At 67.1% G+C, this 15,545-nt stretch carries 18 protein-coding genes; 12 read left to right on the top strand and 6 right to left on the bottom strand.

Annotation, left to right across the window (positions count from 1 at the left end):
• Nucleotides 1-375 precede the first annotated feature (375 nt).
• Nucleotides 376-1,596 (top strand): alkane 1-monooxygenase, encoded by a 1,221-nt coding sequence (locus tag G6N46_RS10385; protein ID WP_061005418.1) that lies wholly within the window; start codon nt 376-378, stop codon nt 1,594-1,596.
• A 129-nt stretch (nt 1,597-1,725) separates the two neighbouring features.
• Here G6N46_RS10385 and G6N46_RS10390 read toward each other — a convergent pair whose 3' ends face one another.
• From G6N46_RS10390 to G6N46_RS10400, 3 genes are all read right to left on the bottom strand, one after another.
• Nucleotides 1,726-2,202, bottom strand: coding sequence for a DUF5130 domain-containing protein (locus tag G6N46_RS10390; RefSeq protein WP_020102225.1), 477 nt, complete (start codon nt 2,200-2,202; stop codon nt 1,726-1,728).
• Nucleotides 2,189-2,419, bottom strand: a complete 231-nt coding sequence (gene ctaJ, locus G6N46_RS10395; RefSeq protein ID WP_029105398.1) for an aa3-type cytochrome oxidase subunit CtaJ — start codon at nt 2,417-2,419, stop codon at nt 2,189-2,191. The genes G6N46_RS10390 and ctaJ overlap by 14 nt, the downstream gene beginning before the upstream one ends.
• 63 nt (nt 2,420-2,482) lie before the next feature.
• On the bottom strand, nt 2,483-3,133 hold the full coding sequence (locus G6N46_RS10400) for an HNH endonuclease (protein WP_138248371.1): 651 nt from the start codon (nt 3,131-3,133) through the stop codon (nt 2,483-2,485).
• Between the two features lie 132 nt (nt 3,134-3,265).
• On the opposite strand from G6N46_RS10400, the gene G6N46_RS10405 reads away from it, so the two are divergent.
• From G6N46_RS10405 to G6N46_RS10435, 7 genes are all read left to right on the top strand, one after another.
• Complete coding sequence (locus G6N46_RS10405) at nt 3,266-3,670, top strand: globin (protein WP_163692705.1); 405 nt, start codon at nt 3,266-3,268, stop codon at nt 3,668-3,670.
• A complete protein-coding gene (locus G6N46_RS10410) occupies nt 3,670-5,238 on the top strand; it encodes a glycoside hydrolase family 13 protein (RefSeq protein WP_138248369.1) in 1,569 nt (522 codons plus the stop codon). The genes G6N46_RS10405 and G6N46_RS10410 overlap by 1 nt, the downstream gene beginning before the upstream one ends.
• Nucleotides 5,239-5,241: 3 nt before the next feature.
• Nucleotides 5,242-5,949 carry a TetR/AcrR family transcriptional regulator gene (locus G6N46_RS10415; RefSeq protein ID WP_138248368.1) on the top strand — a complete coding sequence of 236 codons (708 nt, stop codon included), beginning with the start codon at nt 5,242-5,244 and terminating at the stop codon, nt 5,947-5,949.
• 142 nt (nt 5,950-6,091) lie between these two features.
• Nucleotides 6,092-6,973, top strand: coding sequence for a metal-dependent hydrolase (locus G6N46_RS10420; RefSeq protein ID WP_138248367.1), 882 nt, complete (start codon nt 6,092-6,094; stop codon nt 6,971-6,973).
• A gap of 24 nt (nt 6,974-6,997) precedes the next feature.
• Complete coding sequence (locus tag G6N46_RS10425) at nt 6,998-7,879, top strand: metal-dependent hydrolase (protein WP_138248366.1); 882 nt, start codon at nt 6,998-7,000, stop codon at nt 7,877-7,879.
• Nucleotides 7,880-7,891: 12 nt separating this feature from the next.
• Nucleotides 7,892-9,469 (top strand): flavin-containing monooxygenase, encoded by a 1,578-nt coding sequence (locus G6N46_RS10430; RefSeq protein ID WP_138248365.1) that lies wholly within the window; start codon nt 7,892-7,894, stop codon nt 9,467-9,469.
• The gene (locus G6N46_RS10435) at nt 9,466-10,392 is read left to right on the top strand and encodes an SDR family NAD(P)-dependent oxidoreductase (protein WP_138248364.1); all 927 of its coding nucleotides are present in this window, start codon (nt 9,466-9,468) and stop codon (nt 10,390-10,392) included. The genes G6N46_RS10430 and G6N46_RS10435 overlap by 4 nt, the downstream gene beginning before the upstream one ends.
• A gap of 7 nt (nt 10,393-10,399) precedes the next feature.
• Here the strand turns inward: G6N46_RS10435 and G6N46_RS10440 are convergent, their stop codons facing one another.
• Nucleotides 10,400-10,990 carry a TetR/AcrR family transcriptional regulator gene (locus tag G6N46_RS10440; RefSeq protein WP_138248363.1) on the bottom strand — a complete coding sequence of 197 codons (591 nt, stop codon included), beginning with the start codon at nt 10,988-10,990 and terminating at the stop codon, nt 10,400-10,402.
• 71 nt (nt 10,991-11,061) lie between these two features.
• On the opposite strand from G6N46_RS10440, the gene G6N46_RS10445 reads away from it, so the two are divergent.
• The 4 genes from G6N46_RS10445 (at nt 11,062) to G6N46_RS10460 (ending at nt 14,370) form a co-directional block, all read left to right on the top strand.
• On the top strand, nt 11,062-11,478 hold the full coding sequence (locus tag G6N46_RS10445) for a nuclear transport factor 2 family protein (RefSeq protein WP_064860152.1): 417 nt from the start codon (nt 11,062-11,064) through the stop codon (nt 11,476-11,478).
• A 47-nt stretch (nt 11,479-11,525) separates the two neighbouring features.
• The gene (locus G6N46_RS10450; RefSeq protein WP_064860151.1) at nt 11,526-12,191 is read left to right on the top strand and encodes a cyclase family protein; all 666 of its coding nucleotides are present in this window, start codon (nt 11,526-11,528) and stop codon (nt 12,189-12,191) included.
• 20 nt (nt 12,192-12,211) lie between these two features.
• Complete coding sequence (locus G6N46_RS10455) at nt 12,212-12,703, top strand: pyridoxamine 5'-phosphate oxidase family protein (protein ID WP_064860150.1); 492 nt, start codon at nt 12,212-12,214, stop codon at nt 12,701-12,703.
• Between the two features lie 428 nt (nt 12,704-13,131).
• Nucleotides 13,132-14,370 (top strand): HNH endonuclease, encoded by a 1,239-nt coding sequence (locus G6N46_RS10460; protein ID WP_163692707.1) that lies wholly within the window; start codon nt 13,132-13,134, stop codon nt 14,368-14,370.
• A 128-nt stretch (nt 14,371-14,498) separates the two neighbouring features.
• Here the strand turns inward: G6N46_RS10460 and G6N46_RS10465 are convergent, their stop codons facing one another.
• Together G6N46_RS10465 and G6N46_RS10470 are read right to left on the bottom strand one after the other, a co-directional pair.
• Nucleotides 14,499-15,134 carry a DUF8185 domain-containing protein gene (locus tag G6N46_RS10465; RefSeq protein WP_138248361.1) on the bottom strand — a complete coding sequence of 212 codons (636 nt, stop codon included), beginning with the start codon at nt 15,132-15,134 and terminating at the stop codon, nt 14,499-14,501.
• The gene (locus tag G6N46_RS10470) at nt 15,131-15,544 is read right to left on the bottom strand and encodes an acyl-CoA thioesterase (RefSeq protein ID WP_061005995.1); all 414 of its coding nucleotides are present in this window, start codon (nt 15,542-15,544) and stop codon (nt 15,131-15,133) included. The genes G6N46_RS10465 and G6N46_RS10470 overlap by 4 nt, the downstream gene beginning before the upstream one ends.
• Between the last annotated feature and the right edge of the window lies 1 nt (nt 15,545).

Consider the following 15,545-nt stretch of genomic DNA (forward strand, 5'->3'; position numbering starts at 1 on the left):
GTCCAGCTATCCCGAAGCCAGTCGCCTGCCGGCCTCCGAATAACGGATTCATCTCAAAAATTACACGATGCTGCGGAGTTTCCGCCGCTGTGCGGGATCCGACTGCGACCGCGTCGTCCGACCCGCACGACGCCCGGTATGTCGTACATCACCCATATCCGTGTATGGCACTCTACCTGCAAGTTTGATGGCAACGGCGCCGAACCGTCGACAGCTGCCCGACAGCGGGGACCGAGGTCGGGCAACAGTCGCGAATACCCCCGCGCGCTGACGACTCAAACAATTTGCTGGATAACGATGAGAAAACGGACAGGAAGTGGCTCTGGCTACCGACTTGTATTTGCGCAAACGGCCGAATGCGGGTACGAATACGGGGTGTTGTCGGCATTGCGCGCGGGCCAGGAGGCATCGCAACCTCACGCGCCCGAGGCACCGGACACCCCCGCCACCAAGTCGAAATGGCGCGATCCCAAACGCTACGTGTGGCTGCTGGGCCCCATCACCCCCGGAATGGTCGGCCTGTCGTGGCTGCTGGTCTGGCTCACCGGCGTCGACGCGTTCTGGTGGACCGGGTCGCTGCTGACGTTCGGGCTCGTCCCCCTGCTCGACCACATCGTCGGCCCCGAGGCCGAGAAGGCTCCCGGCGATCTCCGCAGTCTGGAAGACGACCCGTTCTACCGGATCGCCACGCATCTCTTCCTGCCGGCCCAGTATCTGTCGCTGATCTTCGCCTGCTGGCTGTGGGCCGGCGGCGGCTGGGTGACCATGTCGTTGGCCGACAAACTCGGCCTCATGGCCGCGGTCGGAACGGTCGGCGGGATCGCCATCAACGCCGCCCACGAACTGGGCCACAAGCGCGGCATGTCCGAGCGCCGGCTCTCCAAGATCGCCCTGGCGCAGACCTGCTACGGCCACTTTTTCGTCGAGCACAACCGCGGCCACCACGTGCGGGTCGCGACGCCGGAGGATCCGGCCAGTTCGCGTCTCGGCGAGAGTCTGTACGCCTTCATCGGCCGGTCTGTCCTCGGCAGCCTGCGGTCGGCCTGGAAGCTGGAATGCGACCGCCTGGCCCGCGTGCACAAGTCCAAGTGGTCGCTGCACAACGAGGTCCTCAACGCCTGGCTGCTCAGCGTCATCCTGTTCATCGTCCTGGCGGTGTGGTTCGGACCCGTTGTCGTGCCGTGGCTGTTCGGCCAGGCCGTGATCGGCATCTTCCTGCTGGAGACCGTCAACTACCTCGAGCACTACGGCCTGCGGCGGCAGAAAATGCCCAACGGCCGGTACGAGCGGGTGCGCGCCGGTCACAGCTGGAACAGCAACACCGTCATCGCCAACGTCTTCCTGTTCCACCTGCAGCGGCACTCCGATCACCACGCCAACCCGATGCGCCGCTACCAGGCGCTGTGCCATGCCGACGAGGCGCCGCAGCTGCCCGGCGGTTACGGCACCATGCTGCTGCTGGCCATCTGCCCGCCGTTGTGGCGCCGGGTGATGGACCCCCGCGTGCTGGCGCACTACGACGGCGACATCAGCCGCACCGCGCTGCAACCCGGCTACGAAGCCCGGCTGCGCAAGCGCTACCCCGCCGCGCGCTGAACCACGCCGCTCCTGCTGCCCGGCACATTCGCGCGCGTGGGCGACGCCCGCAGTCCCAGGTCGACCGCACCCGGATAGCACTCTGCCGGGTGCGAACCAGTGGTCCGCACCCGGCAGGGTGAACGAAAATCAGGCGGGTGAGACGCCGGCACTCAGCACGCGGACCGCGCTGATCAGGCCGTCCATCAGGTTGCCCTGCTTGAACGACGCCGCCGCCGCGGAAACTCCCAGCGGAGCGGCCTCTTCGATACCGCGACCGCGGACCTCGGCGCCGTAGACGACCTCGATGGCCTTCTGGTTCGGCGAGACGGCCAGCAGCACCGCGTTGTTCGGCGTCGGCACGGTGGCCAGCACCTCACGCGCGGTGGCGGCGGTGTCCGCGCCCAGGTCGCCGATGTAGACGGCGAAGCGGGCGCCGGCGGCGCGCGAGCCGTACTTCAGGGCGTCGTCGAGGAACACCAGGTCCTTGACCGGGAACGGGTAGTGCACCGACAGCTCACCGGGTTCGGTGACGCCGGAGATGCGGCCGCTGTACGTGACGGCGTAGCCGTACGGCAGGTTGGCCGGATCGATGTTTGCGACCTCGGTCTGGCTACCACTTGCCACTTGCGCCACCTCCCACAGTCAGGTGCGAGTCATGGCCACCGTGGCCGTGATCCGCCGGTTCCTCGGCCGCCCACAGGATCGGCGCGTGGGTCCACTTGTCGGTCATCTTGTAGGTGTCCGGGTGCGGGCTCTTGCGCAGCAGGAACAGCGCGCCAAGCACCAGCAGCAGCGCCAGCGGCACCCCACCGAGCAGCGAATGAGTAAGTGCAATGCTCACGCGCAAACCGTATCAGTACGCACACCGCTCACGCTGGGGACAGGGGCAATCCGCGCGTGAATGTCAGGCGGCGCCTTCGCCGAGGTACCGCACCCAGGCCGGATCGAGCTCTTTGACCGCCGAAAGCAGCCGCCAGTGCTGGCCTTTCGGCGGCAGCGGCACCGCGTGCAGCGTCCAGCCGAGTTCGGTCAGCAGCCGGTCGGCCTTGCGGTGGTTGCACGGACCACACGCCGCGACGCAGTTCTCCCAGGAGTGCTCGCCACCGCGGCTGCGCGGCACGACGTGGTCGACGGTGTCGGCCTTCCCACCGCAGTACGCGCAGCGGAACCGGTCCCGGTGCATCAACGCGGCCCGAGTCATGGGAATGCGGGCCCGATATGGGACCCGCACATAACTACGCAGCCGGATGACCGACGGGACGGCGACCGCGCGGGTCGCCGAGTGTATGACGGGACCGGACGGATCGTCGTGCACCACATCGGCTTTGCCGCACAGCACCATGATCACAGCGCGACGCATGGGCAGGGCCGTCAACGGTTCGTAGGTCGAATTCAGCAGCAGGACGCGGCGACGGCCCCAGAGTGAGCCGACAGCTCCCTCTGCGGGACTCGATTCGACTGCGTGCAGGGGTGATGACAGTGCCGGGCTCGACACAGGCGAGCCCGCCGCGGCGCCGTGAAGTCTGTGGCCGCGGACCTTCCTCCGTTGCGACATACGTCCTCCGTGTTGACAGTTCACCACGGATCGGCAGCCAACGCACGAGAATTCCGGCGTGTTAGCTGGACCATCGGATGAACTTCACGTGACGACTCCCGCCCGGAACGCACCGTCGCGTCCTCGTGGACAATGGCGACCGTGACAGAGGCGCAACAGTCGTTCTACGACGAAGTCGGCGGAGCGGAGACCTTCGGGCTCCTGGTGTCGCGGTTCTACCAACAGGTCCGCGACGACGAGATCCTGCGCCCGCTGTATCCGGAGGACGACCTCGACGGCGCCGAGCACCGGCTGCGGATGTTCCTCGAGCAGTACTGGGGCGGTCCCCGGACCTACGGCCAGGAACGCGGCCATCCCCGGCTGCGGATGCGGCACGCCCCGTTCCGCATCGGTTTCCTCGAGCGCGACGCGTGGCTGCGGTGCATGCACAGCGCGCTCGCGTCGATCGGCCCCGAGACCATCGACGACGCACACCGGCAGGCGCTGCTCGACTACTTCGACATGGCCGCCCAGCACATGGTCAACTCGGCGTTCTGATGACAGATCCGCGGTGGTGGTCACGCGCGGTCTTCTATCAGCTCTACCCGCGCTCGTTCGCCGACAGCGACGGTGACGGCGTCGGCGATCTCGACGGCGTCACGGCGCACCTGGACCATCTGCGCGCGCTCGGCGTCGACGCGCTGTGGCTCAACCCGGTGATGGTCTCCCCCATGGTCGATCACGGGTACGACGTCGCCGACCCGCGGGACGTCGATCCGCTGTTCGGCGGCATGGCGGCGCTCGATCGGTTGATCGCCGCCGCCGACGCGGCGGGCATCAGGGTCACCATGGACCTGGTCCCGAACCACACCAGCTCGGCGCATCCGTGGTTCCGGGCGGCCCTGGCCGCGGGTGCGGGCAGCCCCGAACGAGCCCGCTATCTGTTCCGGGACGGACGTGGGCCGGACGGCGCGCTGCCACCCAACAACTGGACGTCGGTATTCGGCGGGCCCGCGTGGACCCGGATCACCGAACCCGATGGCGGGCCCGGCCAGTGGTACCTCCACCTGTTCGATGCCGCCCAGCCCGACCTGAATTGGGACAACCCGGAGATCGCCGCGGATCTGGAACGGACACTGCGGTTCTGGCTGGACCGCGGCGTCGCCGGATTCCGGATCGACGTGGCGCACGGGATGGCGAAACCGGCCGACCTGCCCGACATGGCCGACCCTGAAGGCGTCATGCTGGCCACGCGAGTCGACGACCCGCGGTTCAACAACGACGGTGTGCACGCCATTCACCGCGGCATCCGGACGGTGCTCGACGACTATCCCGAGGCCGCCACCGTCGGCGAGGTCTGGGTGTTCGACAACGAGGATTTCGCGAAGTACCTCCGCCCCGACGAGCTGCACCTGGGCTTCAATTTCCGTTTGGTGCGAGCCGATTTCACCGCGCCCGCCGTTCGCGAGGCGATCGAGAATTCCCTGGCGGCGGCCGCACTGGCCGATTCACCACCCACCTGGACGTTGTCCAACCATGACGTCGAACGCGAGGTCAGTCGTTACGGCGATGGCGCACAGGGACTTTCACGCGCCCGGGCGATGGCGCTGGTGATGCTGGCACTGCCGGGGGCGGTGTTCGTCTACAACGGCGAGGAACTCGGACTGCCCAACGTCGAGCTGCCCGACGACGTCCTGCAGGACCCCGTCTGGGAGCGGTCCGGCCACACCGAACGGGGCCGCGACGGCTGCCGGGTGCCACTGCCCTGGTCCGGCGACGCCGCGCCGTACGGGTTCTCGTCGACCGCGCAGACCTGGCTTCCCATGCCCGGCGGCTGGGGGCCGTTGACCGTCGCCGCACAGTCCGCGGACCCGGAGTCGACCCTGTCGCTATTCCGGCACGCCATCGAATTACGCCGGGGCCGAACCGTTTTGGGCCGTTCGGTGCAGTGGCTACCGACCGCGCCAGGGCTGCTGGCATTCCAGTGCGAGGACGGGCTCGTCTGCCTGCTCAACGCGAGCAGTACGACGGTCGATGTACCCGCCGGCCGGGTGGTGCTCGCCAGTGGGCCACTGCCCGACAGGCGAATGCCACCCGACACGGCCCTCTGGCTGACTTACGATTAACCCATGCCCGTGGATGCCACCCGTGTCGCGGTGCGGATGTCCGCACCCACGGGTGACGCGCGGGCCGACCGCTGGCGGGCGCACCGCGCGACGGTCAAGGCCGACCTGATCGAGGCGACGCTGCGGGCGATCGACGAATACGGGCCCGACCTGTCGATCGACGACGTCGTGAAGACCGCCGGCGTGCCGCGGCCGAAGTTGTATCGGTTCTTCACCGACAAGGAGACCCTGTTCGCCGCGGTCGGTGAGCGCATGCAGGAGCTGATCGTGCAGCGCGTCATGCCGTGCTTCCACGTCACGGCGACGGCGCTGGAGCTCGTGAGTTCTGCGCTCACCGGCTACGTCGAGCTGGTGGCCGAGCGGCCCAATCTCTTCCGGTTCGTCGTCGGTTCGCACTTCAGCGACGACCATTCCCGGACCAAGCTGCTCGACAACGGTCGTAACCTTTCCACCGCGATGACCGAAGTCCTCGCGGCCATGGTGCGCGCCCACGGCGGCGACGCCGATCACCTCGAATACACGGCGGACGCGATCCTCGGCGCCGTGGCGCTCGGCGTCCTGCGCTGGCTCAATGAGCCGACGATCGACAAAGACGAACTCATCGCACAGTTGACCCCGGCGATCTGGGGCGCGGTGTCGGCGGCGGCCGCCGCCCGCGGCGTCGTCATCGCGCCCGATGAGCAGATGGCGTTGTTCGGCACCGCCGACTGAACCGTCGGTCCTTCTGAACCGCACCGGCCGCTCAAAAAACGTCATTATCCAAAACCCTTGCGCAATGGCGCATGCCGTCGTAACTTCGAACTACTAGAACTCGCGGTACTAGTTACTGAATGTTCGAGGAAAGGCGGGCGGCATGGCCGTACGCAGTGAGCAATACACGTCAGCGCGGACCTCCCGGGCGGTCTACCCCCGGACCCGGCGAATCCGCTTCCGCTTCAACGAAGAAGCCGGCCGAAAGTACTTCGTCGCCGGCGACATGGTGTTCAGCCACTTCGTCGCCGGTCTGTCGGGGGCATTCCCGCCCGGCGAAGAAGGCTTCATCCGATCGGTCCGCCGATTCGCCGACCGGATCACCGATCCCGAACTCAAGAAACGGGTCGCCGGCTTCATCGGCCAGGAGTCGATGCACGGACAGGAACATCGGCACCTCAACGAGAAGCTGATCGCGATGGGCTACCCCATCGCGTGGTGGGACTCAGAATCCTTTAAAGACAAGCGGATTCGGTTCGAAGACCGGTTACCCCCTCATGTGCATCTGGCGCTGACGGCCGCCGCCGAGCACTACACCGCGGTGCTGGCCGAGCGAGTGCTGTCGAGCGACGAACTGCAATCGATCCCGGCCGATCCCGAGGTGTGGCATCTGCTGAATTGGCATGCGCTGGAAGAACTCGAGCACAAGTCCGTCGCCTTCGACGTGTACCGCGCCGTCGGTGGTACCGAGCGCACCCGCATCGCCGTCATGGTGGCAGCGTGCGCTCTGCTTCTGCCGGTGACTCTTGTTTCCCTCGCCGTCTCGGTCGGGTCCGATCCGGTGGCGCGGCGCCGGCCCGTCCACCTGGCCCGCGAGACGTACGACCTGTTCACCGGGCCGATATTCAAGGGCCTGTTACCCGATCTCGCGGTGTACCTGCGCCCCGGATTCCATCCGGACGACGTCGACACCAACGCGCTGGCCCAGCAGTGGCGCGACACCCTCTTCGGCGCCGACGGCATCCTCGTCGACCATCTCAGATAGCCGGCACGACGTAAGGAATCGATCATGAGCACTGACCCCATCACCGCGCATACCGCCGCTCTGCCCAAGGTCCGGCGGATGCGGTTCCAGTTCGGGGAACCCGAACCGCTGCACCGGCATTTCGTCGAGGGCGACATCGTGTTCAGCCACCTGGTGGCGGTGTTGTCCGGTTCCTTCCCGCCCGGCGAGGAGTCGTTCATCCGGTCCGTTCGCCGCTTCTCCGACCAGATCACCGACCCGGTACTCAAGAAGCGCGTCGCGGGGTTCATCGGCCAGGAGTCCGTGCACGGCCAGGAACACCGCAAGTTGAACACGCAGCTCGCCGACATGGGCTATCCCCTCGTGCGGTTCCTGCTGTTCGCCCCGACCAGCGTGCGCCAGAAGGTGGTGCTCCGCATCGAGAAACTGATCCCCGCGAAGGTGCATCTGGCGATGACCGCCGCCGCGGAGCACTACACCGCGGTGCTCGGTGCGCGGGTGCTGTCCGACGACGAAATCCAGTCGATCCCAGGCGATCCCGAGGTGTGGCGCCTGCTGAACTGGCATGCCATGGAGGAGCTGGAGCACAAATCCGTCGCCTTCGACGTCTACCGGTCGGTGGGCGGTTCCGAGCGCACCCGTATCGCGGTCATGTGGTTCATGTACTTCCTGACCATCCCCGTCGTCACCGCCGCGGTGGCGTTGTCGATTCTGCTGGACCCGACGGTATGGCCGCGACCCATCACGGTGCTCCGCCAAACCTACGGGGTGTTCCGCGGTCCTCTGCTGCGCGGCTTCCTCGGCGAGATCGCCGAGTACCTGCGCCCGGGTTTCCACCCCGACGACGTGCCGACCGAGGAACTCCTCGCCCGCTGGCAACACGACTTGTTCGGCGCCGGCGGCGAACTCGTCGGCTACGTCCGGTAGCGGGGCACCGACATGACCGCGAGTCCCAGAGCCGTGCCGGCACCGACGGCGGAACGACAGGCACCGGATCATGAGGTGGTGATCGTCGGCGCCGGATTCGGTGGCATCGGTGCCGGTATCGCCCTCCAGCGCAGGGGCATTCACGACTTCGTCGTCCTCGACAAATGGGACCACGTCGGCGGCACCTGGCACGCCAACACCTATCCGGGTGTGGCAGTGGACATCCCCTCGGTCATCTACAGCTTCTCCTACGAGCAGCGCGGCGGGTGGTCGCGGGTCTTCGCGCCCGGCAACGAGTTGCGGGACTACGCCGACGACATGGTGGACAAATACGGCCTGCGCGACAAGCTGCGGCTGAACACGACCGTGACCGGAGCGACGTTCGACGAGCGGAACAGCATGTGGCGCTTGATGATCGACGGCGGCACCGAGATCACCGGCCGCCATGTCGTGATGGCGGTCGGCGGGCTTGAGCGGCCCAAGCTGCCCGACATTCCCGGTCTGCAGGATTTCGGCGGCGCACTCATGCACACCGCGCTGTGGGATCACGACGTCGAGCTGGCCGGCAAGCGGGTGGCGGTCATCGGCACGGGCGCGACGTCGCTGCAGCTGGTGCCGGCGATCGTCGACGAGGTGGCGCACCTCACCGTCTTTCAGCGCACGCCGATCTGGGTATTTCCCAAGCCGGACAGCATGATTCACGGTGTAGCCCGTGCGGTGCTGGAGATCGGCCAGGTGCGGTCGGCGCTGCGCGCCGTTGGGACCGTCGCGACCGAGATCGGGATGGGTGGCGTGCTCACCGGGCCGAGCTGGCTGGTCGAGGCCACCCGCAAGCTCGCCGAGGCACCGGTGCGGGCGTGGATGCGCAGCCAGATCACCGACCCGGCAATCAGGGACAAACTGACTCCGCGCTACGGCCTGGGGTGCAAGCGCCCGTCGATGTCCAACGACTATCTGAAGACGTTCAACCGCAGTGACGTCAGCCTGGTGACCGACTCCATCGAGCACATCACCGAGACCGGTGCGGTGACGGCCGATGGCGTCGAGCACGAGGTCGATGTCCTCATCTGCGCAACCGGATTCAAGCTGTGGGAACGGGATTCGGTGCCGCCGTTCCCCGTCGTCGGCCGCGACGGGCTCGATGCCGCGGAGTTCTGGGCGGTCAACCGCTTCCAGGCCTATCAGGGCGTGTCGGTACCCGGGTTCCCGAACATGTTCATGATCACGGGCCCGTACGGATTCGTGCTGGGGTCGTATCTGTGGATGATCGAGGCCACGGCAGCACATCTGAGTCGCGCGATCGCCGAGGCCAAGCGCCGCGGCGCCCGGGAGGTCGAGATCCGCCGCGAGGTGCACGACGCCTATTTCCAGCACTGCCTGGCGCGCCAGCAGCGCAACGTGCTATTTACGCCGACCTGCGCCGGGTCCAACACGTATTACATCGATTACCACGGCGATTCGCCGTTCCGGCCGACGACGCATGGCGAGATGTACTGGCAGAACCGCCATTACGACCTCGACGTCTATCGGTACGGGGCCGGCAGCGCCGACGTCCACCACGTGGTAGCCACCTCGAAGGAAGCCGGATGAAAGTCAACAACCTGGACCCACAACTCGTGGTCGTCACCGGCGGCGGCAGCGGCATCGGGCGCGCCACCGCGATCCGCTTCGCCAGACGCGTTGCGCACGTGGTGGTCTCCGACATCGACCTCGACTCGGCAGACGCGACCGCCGCCATGATCAAGGGCGCCGGCCGCCGCGCGTCGGCCGCCCGGTTGGACGTCACCGACCCGGACGCCTGGGAGTCCTTCGCCCGTGAAGTGCGTGCCGACCATGGCGTGCCCGACGTCGTCGTCAACAACGCCGGCATCCTCGTCAGCGGTCCGTTCCTCGAACTCTCGGCGGCGGATTGGGACAAGCAGCTCAGCGTCAACCTGATGGGTGTGGTGCACGGCTGCCGGGTGTTCGGTGCGCAGATGGCAGAGCGCGGCCGGGGTGGTCACATCGTCAACATCGCCTCGGCGGCGGCCTTCACGCCGACACCGGTCATGGCGCCTTATTCGGTGTCCAAGGCGGGGGTCAAGATGCTCAGTGAATGCCTGCGCCTGGAACTCAAGCCGTACGGCATCGGGGTCAGCGCCATCTGCCCCGGCGTGATCAACACCAACATCGGCGACCGGGCGGTGACCGTCGGCGTCGATCCCGCGCTCGTCGCGCAGGCTCAGCGCCTCACCAGGCAGCTGCAGGAGTTCGCCGAGATGCTGCCGTTCGCGCCGATGAGCCCCGACCTCGTGGCGCGGGCCGTCGTGCGCGCCGTTAGCTACGACCTCGCGGTGGTACCGGTGCGGGCCGAGGCCTGGCTCGGTTACGTGATGCACCGCCTCGCTCCCGGTATCAATCGCCGTATGACACAGCCCTTCTCGTTCGATCTGGTCGAGAAGCTCGCTGGGCCGCTGCTCGATCGGGTGACGCCGGCGGCCAGCACGAACGCGGAGTCAATGGCCCACATCTGACGGACCCCTAGTCGGCCGGCCCGCCCAAGACGAGGCCCACCATGCTCTTGACGAGCGTGGTGACCCGCTTGGGCGGCGCCTCACCCGCCAAGAGGTGTCGCCGCACCGCGGCCAGCGGCAGGTCCAGGAGGGCGAAGGCGATCTGATCGTCGGGCCGCCCGGTCTGCTTCGCGAGGCTCCGGACCGCACTCTCGAGGCGCCGGCGCGAATCGCCTTCGGCGGCAAACAATTCCGTACGGCTCGCCTCGCTCCAGTCGTCTGGTTCGAATGCGCGGGCCCCGGCCTGCAGCACGACTGCCTCCGGCAGGTGGCCGCGGCACCAGTCGACCAGCCACACGGCCGCTCCGACCGCGCTATCTGCCGTGGGTTGTTCACCGAGGGCTTCCAGGTAGCCGCTCTGAAAGCCCGTCGTGGTGCGCAACCACAAGGCGGCCAGCAACGCGGCCCGGTCGGGAAAGCGATGGTAGATCGACCCGCTGGGGGCGCCGACCGCACGCGCCACCGCATTCATCGTCAGCGCTCGCGCTCCCCCGGTGACGAACAAGCGCGCGGCCGCGTCCAGGAAATCGTCGGCCCGGTGCTGCGGCGGTCTACCCATGATCTAGAGAGTATGCTCTACTACTTTATTAGAGATGTATCTCTAATAAAATACGAACGGGAGGACCGCCCATGACCACACCCGACAGCCCCAAGCCCTTGGACGTCGCCAACCGGCTCTATGCCGCCTTCGCCTCGCACGACCGATCCGCGTTGGCAACACTGCTGCATCCCGACTTCACCGGCCGGGTCAGCGAGGGCATGCCATTCGGCCTCGGCGGCATCGTGCACAGCCCCGAACAGATGCTGCGCGACGTCTGGGGCGGCGCGTCCAAGTACTACGAAATAGCGCCGCACCCTGACGAATACGTCATCGCCGGCGAAAACCGCGTCATCGTCCTCGGTTACTACCGCGGTCGGTGCCGGACCACCGGGCGTCACTATGCGGCCGCGTTCACGCACGACATCACCGTCCGCGACGGGAAGATCGCGTCGCTGACCCAGATCACCGACACCAAGCCGTGGCACGACGCGCTGGCCGCCGGCTGACGGTTAGAGTTCGTGACTCAGCCGCAGGCAATCAGAACGGAGTCGCGATGCTCGTCGATCTGTCTCACACCATCCGCGCGGGGCTGGTGACCTACCCCGGACTGCCGGCGCCCACGATCAGCGACCACCTCACCCGCGAGGCGTCGCGCGACGTCTACGCCGCCGGCACCGAGTTCGCGATCGGCGCCATCACGATGGTCGGCAACACGGGCACCTACATCGACTCCCCGTTTCACCGCTACGAGAACGGTGCCGACCTGGCCGGCCTCGACTTGAACACCTTGGTGGACCTGCCGACGATCGTCGTCCACCGTCGGGAGGTTGCGGCGCGCGCCGTCGTTGCCGACGAGCTGCCCGATGACATCGAAGCCGGCAGTGCGGTGCTGATCGACACCGGCTGGGACCGGCACTTCGGCACCGAGGCCTACGGCGACGACGCACCATTCCTGTCCGAGGCCGCGACCGAGCTCCTGGTGAGCCGCGGGGTCGCGCTTGTCGGTATCGACTCGGTGAACATCGACGACGCCAGTCCGGCAGCAGCGGGTCGACGGCCCATCCATACCGCGCTGTTGGGCAACGGAATTCACGTCGTCGAGCACTTGACCAACCTGGCCGCACTGCCCGCCCGCGGCGCCCGCTTCACCGCTGTTCCGCCGCGGGTCGAAGGTTTCGGTACCTTTCCCGTCCGGGCATACGCGACCATCCCCGACTGACCGGGACTACCGTCGGCAACATGACCAGTTGGAAAGAGTTCGCGGGCGCCGCACCGCGAATCGCAACCACCTTTGTCCGCCGACATACCGCCACCGGAAACCTGTGCATGCTGGGCACTTTGCGCTCGGACGGGTTTCCCCGGATCAGCCCCATGGAGCCGCGGTTCTTCGAAGACGAGCTGTGGATCTCGGGTATGCCCAACACCACGAAGTTCAATGACCTCGCCCGCGATCCACGTTTCTGCCTGCACACCGCGACGGTCGACACGCACGTCGGCGATGGCGATGCGAAGTTATGGGGCGTCGTCGAGGACGTGCAGGACACGGCCCTGCATCGACGGTTCGCCGAGGCGCTGTACGAACAGACCGGCTTCGACATCCGCGGCCAGGAGTTCGAACACTGCTATCGCGCCGATCTGGTCGGGGCGTCTGCGGTCGAGGTGGACGACGGACACCTCGACATCACGGTGTGGAAGCCCGGCGAATCCGAGCAAGTCGTCCGCAAGCACTGATCCGCTCCGGTCGCGAGGCGATTGAGTCTGGCGATAAGTCTCGCTGGCAGAGTCGCGTGTGGCCCCGCCTCCCGCCACACAGAGGCAGAATGCTCTCCCACAGACCTTGAATGAATCATGGTCAATATCAGTGCTTTCCGCAGAGTCGACTGCGCAGCAACCCACACCGGCGCCCCGGCCATGGGACGCATCGGGATAGCAGCCGTGCGTCCGCCTGCGGTCAGATCAGGATGCGGTATCGGCGCCGTCAGCGACGATCGCCGCAGCGATGAGCAGAGGCGACCGATGTGAGGCCAAGGATGCCGCAACTGCAGCAATCTCGTGCGCTTCTCCGAGCCGTCCCTGAATACCGAAGTCCCGATACGTCACGACGAAATTCGACCCCCATGCCGCCTTGCTGTTCGAACATTTGTTCGATACGGTGTGTTATGGGAATCGCACCGGATCTCAACCCACTCCTCGACCACCTGCGCGGCGTGGTCGTCCCCGAGAACATGTCGGGCGAGGATGCCGTCAACGTCACGCGGCTACTGCTGCTGATCCGGGGCGTGGTCGATCATCTGGCCGCGACAATGACCGGGGTGCTGGACCGTTTGGGCGTGGCGGCGGCGCAGGGCCGGTCGCCGCGAGAGCTGTTGATGTCGTTGGGGTGTGCACCGTCGGTGGCTGAGCGGCTGATCCGGGTCGGTGCCGCGCTACCGCTGTTGCCCGCGCTCGCCGCCCATGCCGGCGATGGGGCGATCTCCGGTGAGCATGTCGACGCGATCGTCAAGGGCATCAACCACATTCAAGCCCGCGCACCCGGACCAGTCGACGAGCAAGCCCGGTTCGCGCAGGTGAGCGACCTGCTGGGCCAGTTCTTCTCAGGGGCGACGCCGGCTGAGATCGGTAATCGGGCGCGGCGGCTCGGCAACCGGCACGCCGCGGCTGAAGGCGGGCTGCCCGCGGCCGAAGACCGGTCGATCAACACCGTCGAGCACCGGGTCACCTCCGACGGGCGGGTCCAGGTCCGCGCGGACCTGGACGCCGAAGTCGGCGCCAAATACCTCGCCGCGATGGAAGAACACTCAGCACCACGACCCGAACCCGACGGAACCCCCGATATCCGCACGGCGGGGCGGCGGCGCGCCGATGCCCTGGAGGCGGTGCTGGACATCGCCGCCCGCGGCGGCGACACCGCCAGCGCGCCGCGCACCCAGCTGCTGGTGACAGTGCCCGCCGACACCCCGGACCTGGCCACGCTGGAATTCATCGGGTCGATCAGCACCATGACCCTGGACCGACTCACCTGCGATACCACCGTCACCACCATGATCGTCGACGGCGAACAGGTACCGCTCGATATGGGGCGGGAGAAACGGCTGTTCCCGCCCCATCTACGCAAAGCGCTCTATCACCGCGACCAGTGCTGCATCAAATGCGGCGCACCCCCAGGGCGCACCCACGCCCACCACATCGTGCACTGGACCCACCACGGCGAAACATCACTGAGCAACGGCTGCCTGCTCTGCCCGGCCTGCCACGCCAACGTCCACCACGACGGCTGGGACGTCGTCATGGGAATGGACAAACACCCCTGGCTCATCCCACCCGCCACCGTCGACCCGGACCGAAAACCCATACCCGCCTACAACCGCCGCACCATGCGACTCGACGCGGCCGCATAACCACCGCAGATACGTACTCAAACCTGCTGTGCACCTTGACAACTCAATAGTGTTCCCGGACCTCGTGCTCGCGCGGCGGGTGGAGTTCACATCCGCCGCGCAAGCAGCCCCTCAGCCTCGAAAGACTCCTACGGCGACAACAGGATCGGCCCACCCCGGCGGCGGTACACCGAGCCGAACCGCGCGTCGATGCGCAGCCAGGTCGGATGCACCCGGACCCGGACCACCTCGTTGTCGGGCAGCGGGTCGGGCACGAATCCCATGGCGGTCAAGGCGAATACGCAACGCATCGGGATGCCCACCTCGATGTCGCCGGCGCTGACGGTGAGGACGTCCTGGTCGAGCAGCGACGGTGGCGGCCCCTGCGGACCGCTGTGCTCGCGGGCCAGTTCGACGCCGCGCTGAAACAACTCCAGCACCGCGGCCGCCGGCACGTCGTCGAGGTGGCTGAACCCGTCGTCGGGCGGCAACGCACCGCGCCACGCCGAGTCCATCGCGAAGCCCGGGTCGATCCGGCCAGAGCCGGGCAGCTCGTGGCTCAACGCGTCGGCTCCGGCGCACAGATCGGACGGCGCCACCCGCCCGTTCACCACGCGCGCGGCCAGCACCTCGAAACCTGTTGCGGCCCAGGCGACGACGACGTCGTCGTTCCGCGCCTTCAGCCGCACCACAGCCGCCTCGTCGAGCCGCAGCACGCGCTCGACGAAGGTCGCCAGGTTCTGCGCCTGGGCGGCGTCGGCGAGCCAGATTCCGCGTTCCGTCATCGGGCAAAACGCTGCAGGTACTCCCGCTGATGCGGGGCGATGCGCACCAGCATCTGCCGCTCGATGTTGAAGGTGGCGAGCTGGGTCTCCCCGATGACGGCCGGCTTGGAATCCGGATCGGCGTGCGCCGACCGCACCTCATAGCCCAGTGTGAAGTCGCAGGCCCGCAGCCGGTTGGTCCAGATGGTCACCTGCAGTGGTGAATCGACAAGGCGCAGTTGGTCCTTGTACTTCACGTTGACTTCGGCGATCAGCAGCCCGGTGGTGGCAACGTCCTCGGCGAAGGGCTCGGTGAGGAACGGCACCCGCGCCTCTTCGAGGATGGTCACCATGGTGGCGTGGTTGACATGCTGATACATGTCGATGTCCGACCAGCGCACCGGCACCGGCGTCGTGAAGCGTTCAGTCACC

Source organism: Mycolicibacterium phocaicum, from assembly GCF_010731115.1.
Classification (GTDB): Bacteria; Actinomycetota; Actinomycetes; order Mycobacteriales; family Mycobacteriaceae; genus Mycobacterium; species Mycobacterium phocaicum.